General features: G+C 61.1%; 11 protein-coding genes. 3 read left to right on the forward strand and 8 right to left on the reverse strand.

Features of this window, described 5'->3' with window-relative positions:
• Positions 1 to 164: 164 nt before the first annotated feature.
• Positions 165 to 515, reverse strand: coding sequence for a winged helix-turn-helix transcriptional regulator (locus ABH944_RS25070; protein ID WP_404610171.1), 351 nt, complete (start codon positions 513 to 515; stop codon positions 165 to 167).
• A 94-nt stretch (positions 516 to 609) separates the two neighbouring features.
• Between ABH944_RS25070 and ABH944_RS25075 the strand changes: the two genes are divergently transcribed.
• Positions 610 to 1,359: an SDR family NAD(P)-dependent oxidoreductase gene (locus ABH944_RS25075; RefSeq protein ID WP_404610170.1), complete on the forward strand. Its 750-nt coding sequence runs from the start codon at positions 610 to 612 to the stop codon at positions 1,357 to 1,359.
• Positions 1,360 to 1,385: 26 nt separating this feature from the next.
• On the opposite strand, the gene ABH944_RS25080 is transcribed toward ABH944_RS25075, so the two are convergent.
• The 4 genes from ABH944_RS25080 to ABH944_RS25095 all read right to left on the reverse strand — a co-directional run bounded on the left by ABH944_RS25080 (position 1,386) and on the right by ABH944_RS25095 (position 6,178).
• Complete coding sequence (locus tag ABH944_RS25080; RefSeq protein ID WP_404610169.1) at positions 1,386 to 1,742, reverse strand: c-type cytochrome; 357 nt, start codon at positions 1,740 to 1,742, stop codon at positions 1,386 to 1,388.
• Positions 1,743 to 1,806: 64 nt separating this feature from the next.
• Complete coding sequence (locus tag ABH944_RS25085; protein ID WP_404610168.1) at positions 1,807 to 3,570, reverse strand: GMC family oxidoreductase; 1,764 nt, start codon at positions 3,568 to 3,570, stop codon at positions 1,807 to 1,809.
• 12 nt (positions 3,571 to 3,582) lie between these two features.
• Positions 3,583 to 4,341 carry a gluconate 2-dehydrogenase subunit 3 family protein gene (locus ABH944_RS25090; protein WP_404610167.1) on the reverse strand — a complete coding sequence of 253 codons (759 nt, stop codon included), beginning with the start codon at positions 4,339 to 4,341 and terminating at the stop codon, positions 3,583 to 3,585.
• A gap of 103 nt (positions 4,342 to 4,444) precedes the next feature.
• Positions 4,445 to 6,178, reverse strand: a complete 1,734-nt coding sequence (locus ABH944_RS25095) for a methyl-accepting chemotaxis protein (protein WP_404610166.1) — start codon at positions 6,176 to 6,178, stop codon at positions 4,445 to 4,447.
• Positions 6,179 to 6,540: 362 nt separating this feature from the next.
• On the opposite strand from ABH944_RS25095, the gene ABH944_RS25100 reads away from it, so the two are divergent.
• Positions 6,541 to 7,911, forward strand: coding sequence for a protein kinase (locus tag ABH944_RS25100; RefSeq protein WP_404610165.1), 1,371 nt, complete (start codon positions 6,541 to 6,543; stop codon positions 7,909 to 7,911).
• A gap of 56 nt (positions 7,912 to 7,967) precedes the next feature.
• The gene (locus tag ABH944_RS25105; RefSeq protein WP_404610164.1) at positions 7,968 to 9,113 is read left to right on the forward strand and encodes an alpha-hydroxy acid oxidase; all 1,146 of its coding nucleotides are present in this window, start codon (positions 7,968 to 7,970) and stop codon (positions 9,111 to 9,113) included.
• A 13-nt stretch (positions 9,114 to 9,126) separates the two neighbouring features.
• Here ABH944_RS25105 and ABH944_RS25110 read toward each other — a convergent pair whose 3' ends face one another.
• The 3 genes from ABH944_RS25110 to ABH944_RS25120 form a co-directional block, all read right to left on the reverse strand.
• Complete coding sequence (locus ABH944_RS25110) at positions 9,127 to 10,605, reverse strand: M81 family metallopeptidase (RefSeq protein WP_404610163.1); 1,479 nt, start codon at positions 10,603 to 10,605, stop codon at positions 9,127 to 9,129.
• An 85-nt stretch (positions 10,606 to 10,690) separates the two neighbouring features.
• Positions 10,691 to 11,464, reverse strand: a complete 774-nt coding sequence (locus ABH944_RS25115; protein WP_404610162.1) for an ABC transporter substrate-binding protein — start codon at positions 11,462 to 11,464, stop codon at positions 10,691 to 10,693.
• A 112-nt stretch (positions 11,465 to 11,576) separates the two neighbouring features.
• Complete coding sequence (locus ABH944_RS25120; RefSeq protein WP_404610161.1) at positions 11,577 to 12,680, reverse strand: DUF2817 domain-containing protein; 1,104 nt, start codon at positions 12,678 to 12,680, stop codon at positions 11,577 to 11,579.
• Between the last annotated feature and the right edge of the window lie 10 nt (positions 12,681 to 12,690).

The following is a 12,690-nucleotide window of genomic DNA, read 5'->3' on the forward strand; positions in this document are numbered from 1 at the left end:
CTCGTTTGGTGCGTTTCGCTACGGTCATCGTTGCTCCTAGATGCTGGCAGTCTCCTGCCAAATGACCGTTTACACAAAACTAATTACACCCTCGCCGGGCCCGTGCCGGCGGCGCTATTCCACTCGCGTGTTTACATCTTGTTCATCAGTACACCGCATATCATCTATTCAGCTTTTGCCGTGTCCAGCAGCAAACCATCTATCCGTTCCCGGTTTTCATCGCCCCAGGCACAGAGCGGCATGAGTGCTTTCGCCAGCGTCTTGCCAAACTCGGTCATTTCATAATCGACCCTTGGCGGCACTTCATGGTAATCACGCCGCACGATGATGCCATCCTCGGCCAACTCGCGAACTTGCTGGATCAGGACCTTTTCGCTGATGCCCGCGACAAGACGCTTCAATTCGCCGAACCGGCGCGGCCCGCTGTTCAGATGAAACAGCACGATCGGCTTCCACTTCCCGCCAACAACCGAAAGGGCTATCTCAAGCCCGCAGCTATACGCCCGGTTTCCCATAAAAAGAATCTCCACACATACCTTTAGGTAGGTACTAGCCTAACAGAATGTACCCGACCATAATGAATCTTCGAACTCGACCAGGAGATGTCAGATGGGCAAGCTCAGCGGCAAAGTGGCAGTAGTAACGGGTGCAAACAGTGGAATCGGCCTCGCAACGGCAAAGCGTTTTGCGCAGGAGGGAGCGCGTGTTTTCATGAGCGGCCGGCGTCAGAACGAACTCGATGCGGCGGTGGCCGAGGTGGGAGAAAATGCGCGCGGCATTCAGGGCGACGTGTCCAACCTCGCCGACCTGGACCGCCTGTTTGCGATCGTAAAAGAGGAGGCGGGAACGATCGACGTCCTGTTCGCGAACGCCGGCGGCGGGGAATTTGCAGCACTCGGCGAGATCACGGAAGAGCACTTCGACAAGACCTTCGCGACCAACGTGAAGGGCACGCTTTTCACGGTGCAGAAAGCGCTTCCGCTGCTCAAGGACGGTGCGTCGGTCATTCTCACGGGATCGACTGCCGCGGTCACCGGCATCCCGTCATTCAGCGTCTACAGTGCAAGCAAGGCCGCGATCCGCAACTTCGCGCGAAGCTGGATCCTCGATCTCGCGCCGCGCAAGATCCGCGTCAATGTACTTGCTCCGGGCGCAACCGCCACACCGGGATGGCATGGCCTTGCCACCTCGGAAGAGGCAAGCAAGGAGATGATCCGGTTCGTGCAGACCACGACGCCGCTTGGCCGCCTTGGAGACCCCTCGGAGACCGCGAGCGCGGCATTGTTCCTGGCTTCTGACGACAGCAGCTTTGTCACCGGAAGCGAACTGTTCGTCGATGGCGGGTCCGCGCAGATCTAGCAGGCTCTATCGTGCGGAATGGGCGATCACTTCAGTGTCGCCAGATACGCGATCAGATCCGCGCGTTGCGTAGCGTCAGCCATTCCTGAATAGGGCATCAGGTTACCCGGCACCACGGCCTGCGGATTTTGCAGATAGGCGTCCAGGGTCTTCTCGTCCCAGGTCAGCTTGGCGCGCTTCATCGCAGGGCTGTAGCGAAAGCCCGGCTGCGAGGCGCTGGCGCGCCCGACTATGCCTTGCAGGCCCGGGCCTATGCCGTTCGCGGCGCTGGTCGCATGGCAGGCCATGCATTGTGCATAGGCTTGCGCGCCCGAGCTTTGAGCCATCGCGCTGGTGGCGGACAGGATCAGCACGACGGCTAACGCGAGTCTTTCAATAGACATCGTTGGAATTTCCTTTCTGAATTGTGGCGTGCCGCTGGTCCGGCATCACGTTGGAAAACCAGCTTCACGCCAGCTCGCGCGGACGCTGCACGTAATCGACCAGGTCCTCGCCCAGGCGCAAGGCCATGGCGGCCAGGGGGCCGGTCGGGTTATACCCCGCGTTATGCACGAATACCGACGCGCCGACCACGAACAGGTTTTGCGCATCCCAATGCTGCAGGCGCGGAGATACCACGCTCGAATGCGGATCGGCGCCCATGATGGTGCCACCCGTGATGTGGGTGGTCTGATACACGCGCGTATCGAACGGGCTCTTGCGCGGTGCGGCCGGCCCGACAATATCGGCGCCCATGGTCCTGGCTATGTCTTCCATTTTGCGGGTCACGAACGCGGACATCTTTTCTTCGTTGGCGCGCCAATCGAACGTCATGCGCACCAGCGGTTGCCCGTAAGCGTCCTTGTAGACCGGATCGAGGTCAAGGAAGTTTTCCGTGTTCGGATAGCAACTGCCTTGCACGCTCAAGCCCATCGAGTGCGCATACCAGTCGGCGCTGGCCTTCTTCCACGCCGTGCCCCACAGCGGCGTGGCGGGCGGCAAACGGCGGCTCTTGATCGGACGACCGCTGTACATGCCTGCGCTGATCAGGCCGCCACCGAGAAAGTCCAGGCCGGTGTGATCGAAGTTGTCGTTGTTGAAGTCGTCGATGCACATTGACGTGCCGCCGGTGGCGAGAAACGGGTTCATCCAGCTGTCCTTCATGAACAGGTTCATGCCGGAGTTGGTCTGGTAGCAGAAGTTCTTGCCGACCACGCCCAGACCGGTTGCCGGGTCGTAGGGCTGACCTATGCCGTTCTGCAGCAGCAGCTTGTTGTTGGTCATGGTGAATGCTGCCAGTACCACCACGTCGGCGGGCTGCTCATACTCCTGGCCCGACTGTACATCGATATAACGCACGCCGGTCACACGCTTCCCGTCGCGGTCATAGTCGATATTCAGGACGTGGGCATGCTGGCGCAACTCGAAGCTCTTGCGCTGCCTGAGCATGGGATACAGCAAGACGTCCGGTGTCCCCTTGGCTTGTGCCTCGCAGATAAAGCGCTCGCAGTGGCCGCAATACTGGCATTGACCGAGCTTTTGTCCGTCCGGGTTGGTGTAGGTGCCCGAGGAATTGGCAACGGGCATGGGAAACGGGTGATAACCCAGATTTTGGGCCGCCGCCGTGAACTGCAGGCCCGCTTGGGTGGTGATCAGCGGCTTTTGCGCATAGTCGCCGCGCCGTGGCGCTTCGAACGGGTTGCCGCCCGCGTGCTTCTTGCCACTGATGTTGCCGGCCTGGCCCGAGATGCCGAACAGCTTTTCGAACAGCTCGTGGTACGGCTCCATTTCGCGGTACGTGATACCCCAGTCCTGCAGCGTGACGTTGCCGGGGATCGCGTTCTTGCCGTAGCGATCGACGTAATGGGTGCGCAGGGTCGGTTCGTACTCGGACCAGCGCCAGGTGTGGCCGTTCCAATGGTTGGCGGCGCCGCCCACCCCGTCGCCCGGCAGAAACGCTTCCATCCAGCGTATCGGTGCCGCGGCATCCTGACGGTTGTGGCGCAGCGTATAGGTCTGCACATTCCAGCGTTGCACCAGGCCCTGGCGGGTGTCCCAGCGCAATTCGTCGCGCTGCGTCGGCAGCTTCGCCTCGGCGCCCTCAGCGTGCTCGCCGCCGCGCTCCAGCACCAGCACATCCACGCCTTGAGAAGTCAATTGGCGAGAAATCAAACCCGCCGTCAAGCCGCCACCGATGATCACGACGGTGCGCTTGGGTAATTTTTTGATCATGCACCTGACTCTCTAGCTGAAGTCGACGATTGATTTGGGATCTCGGGCGCCGGGATAGGGCTTGCCGCGAAAATTCAGCATGTCCAGCGTGTGCGTGGCCGGTAAGCCGGGATAGCCGACCATCTTCCAGAACACCTTGTCGTGGTTACCGCCGTAGAGGGGGTCGGAAAAACAGGCCTGCTCGAACAAGGGGTACATCAGCTCGTTGAACCAGGGCGCAAGCATAAGTTCGTCATCCTTAACCTTGCCGTGGCTGAGATCTTTCAGGAAAGCGTCCGCGTCGGCCGGCGCCAGTTGATCGAAGGTCTTGCCGAGTTGCGCCTTGCATTGGCGGTTGGCCGCAGCCACCCCGGCACTGAAGAATTGCGCGGGCGTGAGCGGCAACTGCAAGCCCATTTGCGGTTTGCTGGCTTCCCACGGGCCGGACATGTAACGGCCGGCGCCTTGCCCGAATGCGCCCGCGAGTTGCCTGTCAATAAAGATGGCCAGTCCGCAATCGACGCCGTTTGGCGTGTATTGATCGGCGGGGCACATCACGTTGACCATGCTCTCTACAAAGGCCGCCTCGTCCGCACTGAAACATGCGTAGCCGACCAGGACAGGCGTGCTGGAGGGCGGTGGTGCATCCGCCGCCGCTGCGGAACCGGCGGCCAACGCCGCAATGCCGGCGCCGGCCAACTGTTGCGGCGCGAGCGGCGCAGTGCCCACTACCGCCATGACCGTGCGCAAGAAGTTACGGCGTGGACGGGTATCCGATGTGTTTTGACTCATCTTCCTATCCTCTGGTGTCGATGGGGCCGCTGGATGAATACGTCGCGTGGCTAGAGGCTCAGTGTTCGGCAGAAGAGCGAGAAGGAGGCCAGGCGTCGCGGCCTTAGAAGGTTTCCCACTCGCCGGCGCGACTGGTTTCCTGAGGTATCGGCTTGGGCGGCGGCGGACTTGCCTTGGACATGCTAGTGGTGTTGGTGTTACTGGCCGCCAGTGCGCGGCGCGGGCCGGCTGGGCGGGGGCCGGCGACAGGCATTGCCGGCGTCGGGTTTGCGCGTGCGGCGGCATGGGTGGCCTGGCCCGCGATCCGGAAAACGGAGACAGCGTCCTTCAAGGACAAGGCCTGCTGTTCGAGCGATTGCGCCGCGGCACTCGCCTGTTCCACCAGTGCGGCATTTTGCTGGGTGGCCTCGTCCATTTGTGTGACGGCGTGCGAAACCTGGTCGATCCCGGAGCTTTGCTCGCTTGATGCCGCGGAAATCTCACCCATGATGTCGGTTACGCGCTTCACCGCGCCGATGATTTCGCTCATGGTCTTTCCGGCCTGGTGAACCAGTACCGCGCCCGATTGCACACGGTCCACCGAGTGCATGATCAAGGCCTTGATCTCCTTGGCGGCACTTGACGAGCGCTGCGCCAAGGTGCGCACCTCGGTGGCCACCACCGCGAAACCACGGCCCTGTTCGCCGGCCCGGGCCGCTTCCACGGCGGCATTGAGCGCGAGGATATTGGTTTGGAAGGCGATGCTGTCGATAATGCCGACGATCTCGGTGATCTTGGATGAGCTTTCCTTGATCTCGTCCATCGTGTCGACCACGCGGCTGACGACCTCGTTGCCCTGGCCCGCGATGTCCGAGGCGTTGCCCGCCAGCGTGGTCGCTTGCCGTGCGTTCTCGGCATTGTGTTTGACGGTGCTGGTCAGTTGCTCCATGCTCGCCGCCGTTTCTTCCAGCGACGCGGCCTGTTGTTCAGTGCGCGCCGACAAGTCCAGATTGCCTGCGGCGATTTGCTTGGTGGCTGATGCAATCGCTTCGCTGCCGATCCGCACGGTGGTCACGGTCTTGACGAGGTTGTCCTGCATCTTGCCCAAACCGGCCAGCAGCTGGCCCATTTCATCGGAGGAGTGCACCCGCACCGCATGGGTGAGGTCGCCGGCTGCGATGTCGTCGAAATGCTTGAGCGCATGGTTGATCGGGTCCGAGATGGCACGGCGCAGCGAGAACCAGCCGTACCCGGCGACGATCAGGCCCACGATGATCATCAGGCTGGATGCCAGACGGAAAGTGCTGTAACGATGCTCGGATGCCTCATAGCTGAGGCGCGCTTGCTCGGTCTCGTACTCGTTAAGCGTAGTCCCGCTTTTTTGCATCACCGTGTAGACGGTGCCGACCTTGCGGGCAGCATCCGAAATGGCTTGGCGGTCGCCGCTCTTGATGGCGCTGCGAAAAGCGTCCATTGCCTGTTCCGTCTGCGTCAGGCCGTCGGTAACGTCCTGCGCCAACTGCTTGCCGCGCTCGGTTTGCGGCAGGGCCTGGTATTTGGACCACCAGTCCAGGGCTTGCTTTTTGACATCGTCGGCCGTTTGATACATGCGCTCGGCCCAGGCGGGATCGGTGGTCACGGAGGCCTGGTCCAGCGAGGTGCGCTGACGTCCCATCCACAGCAGCATGTTATCCGCGGCTACGGTCTTGGGCAGGCGCTCCTGGTAGAGCTCGCGATTTGTGTCCACAACGGTTGAAATGCCGATCAAGCCGATAACGCCGATTGCAAACAACAGTGCTGACAGAATCACCATGGCCCACGCGAGGCGCGCTTTGATGGTGAGTTTGATGAGCGGCATGGACGAAGCTCCGTAGTTTTTTGCTGAGCGTTTTGGACAAGCTACGCGAGTGTCTGGTGACGAGCGGAACAAGACTGAACCTTTAGGCTTAACGACGTACCCGGCAAAAACTTTAGCGATGCAGAGGATCGGCTGTGAGAAATCGGTGCTGACATTTCGTAAGTTGATACGAAAGCATTTTGTAATAACAAAGATAGCGGCTGCCCCTCACACCCTGTTTAGATGGGAGCCAGATTCAGCAGCTTGTAACGGCAACATCGGGGGAGATCTGGCGGCCAGGCATGGGTGTCGAAAATACTCAGTAAAATCGATCCCGCACGGGCAAAGCCAACCTGCCGCCCATCCTGGATATCCCCGCCACTGTGACAAGCACACTCGAACAACTTCGCGCCGGAAAACTTGCCGGTACCCAGCGACTCGCACTAGCCTGCGGCCTGACCGAATTTCCGCGCGAGATATTCGATCTGTCCGATACGCTCGAAATCCTCGACCTGTCCGGCAACGCGCTTTCGTCGCTGCCCGACGATCTGCCGCGCCTGACGAACCTGCACACTATTTTCTGCTCGAACAACCAGTTCACCGAACTGCCGGAGATCCTCGGGCAGTGCACGCAATTGAGCATGGTGGGATTCAAGGCGAACCGCATACGCAAGGTATCCGGTGCGTCATTACCGCCCAAGCTCCGTTGGCTGATCCTGACCGACAATCAAGTCGAAACACTGCCGCCCGAGATCGGAAACTGCACCCGGTTGCAGAAGCTGATGCTGGCGGGGAATCAGTTACGCACCCTGCCCGTGGAGTTGGCAGCATGCTCTCGCCTCGAATTGATCCGGCTGGCAGCTAATCAGCTAGCCGAACTACCGGTCTGGGTCGCGTCCTTGCCCCGGCTATCGTGGCTGGCCTACGCGGGGAATCCATTCAACGAAAGGCTGGAAGCCGACGCAATGACGGATACGCCCGTTGCCCATATCCCGTGGCAGGAGTTGGATCTGCAGCATCGGCTGGGAGAAGGCGCATCGGGTGTCATTCATCGCGCAGAACATCGGGCGACGTATCCGGCAGTACACGGCGACAACCGGCCCGTCGCCGTCAAGCTCTTCAAGGGCGTGGTGACGAGCGATGGTCTGCCGCACTGCGAGATGGCAGCCTGCATTGCCGCCGGCGCCCATCCCAATCTGATTCCGGTACTTGGCAAGGTGAAGGACCACCCCACCGGTATCCATGGCCTCGTGATGGAGCTGATCGACCCGCAACTCAGGAACTTGGCCGGGCCGCCGAGCCTCGCGTCCTGCACGCGCGATATCTATGACCTCGATACCCGCTTCGACCTGGCTTCAGCGCTAAGCGTCGCGCAGGGTATTGCGTCGGCAGCCCGGCATTTGCATCAGCAGGGCATCATGCATGGCGACCTGTACGCCCACAACATCCTGCATGGCGCTCAGGGTCACGCGCTGATGGGGGATTTTGGCGCAGCATCTTTCTATGCAGCCGACGATCAGGCGCTGGCCCCCGCACTCCAGCGCCTGGAAGTAAGAGCCTTTGGTTGCCTGCTCGAAGAATTGATCGAGCGATGCAATGTGCAAGCGTCCGCGCAAAGCAGCATCGCGATGCTCGCCAGCCTGAAAGACCGTTGCCTGAGCGAGCAGGCCGGCGACCGGCCCCTGTTCGGCGAAATCGTGAATACCTTGTCTGCGCTGAGGGATTCGCATCTGAACGCGCCAACTTCAGCTTAAATTCAGGCTCTTTAAACCGTATACTCATGCTCCCGTTCCCGTAGCGAGAGAGAAACGTGCCAGTGATTACCTGCATCGAGGATTTGCGCGTGCTCGCGCAGCGGCGCGTCCCGCGCATGTTCTACGATTACGCCGACAGTGGCTCGTGGACCGAGAGTACCTACCGGGCCAATGAAAGCGACTTCCAGCGTATCAAGCTGCGCCAGCGCGTAGCGGTCAACATGGCGGGCCGCAGCACCCGCACGGAAATGGCGGGTCAGGAGGTCGCCATGCCGGTGGCGCTTGCCCCCACGGGCTTGACCGGCATGCAACATGCCGACGGCGAGATCCTCGCGGCGCGCGCGGCGGAGAAGTTCGGTGTCCCGTTCACCTTGTCCACCATGAGCATCTGCTCGATTGAAGACGTGGCCGCACACACCAGCCAACCGTTCTGGTTCCAGCTCTACATGATGCGCGACCGCGACTTCATCGTGCGGCTGATCGAGCGCGCCCGGGCAGCGAAGTGCAGCACCCTGATGCTCACGCTCGACTTGCAGATCCTCGGCCAGCGCCACAAGGACATCAAGAACGGGCTGTCGGCGCCGCCCAGGCTGACCCTCCCGAACCTCATGAACCTCGCGACCAAACCACGCTGGTGCCTCGGCATGCTCGGCACCAAGCGGCGCAGTTTCGGCAACATAGTGGGTCATGCAAAGGGCGTGGGTGATCTCGCGTCGCTGAGCTCATGGACCGCCGAACAATTCGATCCGGGCTTGAGCTGGGCGGATGTCGAGTGGGTCAAGAAGCTGTGGGGCGGCAAGCTCATCCTGAAGGGGATCATGGATGTGGAAGACGCGCGCCTTGCCGCCGACAGCGGGGCTGACGCAATGATCGTCTCCAACCACGGCGGCCGCCAGCTCGACGGTGCGCCATCGTCCATCTCCGCACTACCCGGGATTGCGAGCGAGGTGGGGAACCGGATTGAAGTGTGGGTGGATGGCGGCATCCGCAGCGGACAGGACGTGCTGAAAGCCGTGGCGCTCGGCGCGAAGGGTACGCTGATCGGCCGCAGTTTCCTGTACGGGCTGGGCGCAATGGGCGAGGCGGGTGTCGAGCGATGCTTGCAGGTCATCCACAAGGAACTGGACATCACCATGGCCTTTTGCGGACACACCAACATCCGGAACGTGAACGACCGGATCCTGCTGCCCGGGACCTTTTGAAAACCTGCTGCGATTACCAGGCCGTGCCGGCATCCAGCGGATAAACCGGCCGCTGGACGTTCCTGAATTCGAACAAGCCGAAATCGGAACTGGTGACGCCACGGCTGTCGCATTCCACGAGGCCGTGCGCGATCGGTACGAATACCGGACGGCAATACATACGCGACTTCAGGATGAGGAACCTCGCGCGCCGCGGATCGATGCCCACACTTTCGAATACGCCAAGATCCCAGGGCTCATGCGTGCGCTCCGTCAGCACGATCTTTGCCACCTCTACGTCGAGTACCGCGGTGCGGCCCATGTGTGCGCGCTGTCCCGTATAGGTCGGTCCGCTGATCACGTATTCCCCATCGGTCAACGCCCGCACAACGCCAGTCAGCATGACCGGCGGACGCGGTTTCGCGGCTCCTCCGCTGAGCTTGTTGCCAACGCCAAGCGTGACGGTCCCGCCCACTCCCGCTTTGAATAATGTAGCGACGGCTTCCGGATCGCATAGCAGCCCCATCACGATTCCCGTCAGGCCCTGGCCGATAGCTTCCTCGTACACATCCATCGTGTCGCACGTGCCGCCCGACATGCAGTTGTCGCCGTGGTCCAGCAACAGCACCGGTTTATCAGCGCCACGGGCGAGCGTGGTGCCCTCCGCCACAGAGTCTGCAAGCGGCGGACTACGATAGAAAAACCCTTCGCGATCGGCCCAGATTTGCCGCGCGATACGGTCGGCCACGCGCGCTGCTGCCGCGCGATCGCCGTCGCCAACCACCACCACGCTGATGCAAGGCGCCGGGATATCGGCGAGCGAAAACCCCGCCAGCACGGAGACCGCGAGCATGCCCTCGCGCTCGGCGGCCCGGGCCGCTTCCACCGCGCGTTTCATCGCCCCGGCGGCACTCGCGGTGCGCAACGTATGGGTGAGCACCGGCGGCTGCGACCACGCGAGCACGGGCTGCGCGCGGCCATCGAGCAGATCGAACAACAGCCGCGCCGCGTGAGCGCCGCATTCGAACATATCGACATGCGGATAGGTCTTGAAGCTGACCATGACATCCGCGTTGTCGATCATCTTCTGCGTGACGTTCCCGTGCAGATCAAGAGCGACGGCGATGGGCGCATCCGGCAACGCGGCACGCACGCGTTCGAGCAGGTCACCCTCGCCGTCATTCGAATTTTCCGCGACCATTGCGCCGTGCAGGTCGAGCATGACGGCGTCGCAACCGTGCGCGGCTTCCACAATGGCGTTGCAGATAAGGTCGTACGCCGCAGCCGCGACCGGACCGCTTGGATTAGCCGATGCAGAAACCGGCGTGACAAGTTGCGCGCCCGCGCGTTCGGCGGCGTCGATGAACGCGGACATGCCGGTCCGCATGCCCTTGTTCTCGTTGTATGCGTCCTCGCCAAACGCAGGACCGTTACGACCGAACGCCGCCAGCGGCGTAGCCACCGGCGAGAACGTATTGGTCTCGTGATTCATACGCGCGACAAGAATTTTCATGCGGCTTCCACTCAACGGGTTGAGACCACGCGAACGCACCTTCCCACACAGCGAGCGCTTTCGCCTCTCGCCCGATCATACATTTTCAACTCCCCGAAATATCGAAATCGAAATAGCGCCGCTCGATTTTTCGATAGGTTCCGTCCTTCCTCATCGAATCGATCGCGTGATCGAGTTTCGTCCGCAATGCGGTATCGTCCTTGCGCACGCCAATGCCGGCGCCCTTGCCCAAGGTCTTCGCATCGCTCACAGGGTCTCCGACAAACGCAAAACCCTTGCCTTGCGGCGTCTTGAGAAATCCCTGGCTGCCGGCAATCATGTCCGTCAGCGTGACATCTATACGGCCGGCCAGCAGATCCGTATACACCTGCTCCTGATTCGCGTACGACACCACGTCGATCCCGGCCGGCGCCCAGTTCGCTTTCGCATAGGCCTCCTGCGTAGAGCCCTGCGCGACTCCAACTTTCTTGCCCGTCAGCGAAGCCACCGTCGGCTTGATATCCGCGCCTTCCTTTCCGATCAGACGGCTAGGCGTATTGAACAGCGGCACGGAAAATGCGACCTGTTCCTCGCGTTTCGGGGTGATCGACATAGCCGACAGAATGGCATCGAACTTGCGGCCTTGCAGCGCCGGAATAATGCCGTCGAAACCCGTTTCGACCCAGATGCATTTGACATCGAGCCGCTTGCAAATTTCGTTGCCCAGGTCGATCTCGAAGCCCACCAGTTGTCCCGACGGCGCTTTCGATTCGAACGGCGCATAAGTCGGGTCAACGCCAAAGCGAAGTTCACTTGCGTCCTTCGCTTGCACGCAGAACGCGGCGAGTAACAACGCCATGCCAGCCAGTGCCTTTTTCATGGATGCTCCAGTTCGACGGAATAGCCGCATCGTTGAATGCGTTGCCGGCTAAGGTTGATAAAACCGCGTCTATAGCGGGTTGTGAGATCGCGCGTTGCGTGAGGCTCGGGCACTAGGCGGTCTGCAGAGCCAGCAACCCACGTTCGAAAATCTGCCGTGTGCGTAGCTGGACAAGTTCGCGCCAGTCGCGGTCGGCAGGGTAGAAATGTTCCGCCAACGCGGCCTTGATCCGGCGTCCCGTTTCATCTTCAGGATCGCCGTACAGGTGCAGCCAGTGATCGTCCCTTAGCGTGCTATGTCCTCGCGCGCCATCGTAGGTCCCGCATTCGATGACCAGTTGCATCAGGTCGGTACCGGGCAACGAATCGAGCAGCGCCTGTGACGTATAGCCGGTCGCAGTCGCGGCAATTCCCGAATCGGTCGTAGCGGCAGGTCCGGTGATGATCGTGTAAAGCCATGGGCCGAAAACCGACTGTGACTTGACGAGTGCGGGATAGCTTTCCTGCGCCACCGCCAGCAACATGGCATGACCGAACGCGCCTGCCCCGGTATGCAGGTCGAAGCACATTGCCGTCTGTGCGCCTTCCATAAAACGTTTCGCAATGGCGCGCAGGGTCTGGTTGCTCCAGGTGGCCTGCCGGCCGCCGAAGAAGATGCCGTCGGCGTGAGCGTACTGACCCGCTTCGACAATGCTCATGACCGTGGCGAGCCCTGACGTTTCGATTTCCGCTGCGAACCGCTCGTCGGCGCGGCGGCGGGCGGGACCGTCCAGGTCGCGGCACAGATAGATATCGTGAAATGCTTCATAGCGCGCGTTGTCGGGCAGGAGCTCGTTGAACGCGACATAGTTCCGGTTGAGGTCGACGTTGTCCTCATTCACTCGACGTAACCAGGCCGTTCCCCACGGATTGATCAGGTGCACCACGATCACGCAGACGTCCGCCGGCAAAGCACGCTTTTGCAATGAATGAAGAAATGCAATCTGCGCTTCGGAGCCGTAGTACCCCTCGATGCCATGCGTTCCGGAGATGACAATGAAGCGCTTGGGAGCAAGCGGATCGCCGATCAACGCTACGTCTGTGGCAAGCATTTCGCCACGTGGACCGCGCATTGGATGCGGGAACTCCGTGAGATCCGCACCGGCAGCCAGCGCGGCTTCAATAAAACGCTCACGCTGTGCAGTAAAGCCTGGTGCTTCGATAAAGTGCCGGTTCATGTTCTCTTTC

This window comes from Caballeronia udeis, assembly GCF_044909315.1.
Lineage (GTDB): Bacteria > Pseudomonadota > Gammaproteobacteria > Burkholderiales > Burkholderiaceae > Caballeronia > Caballeronia udeis_A.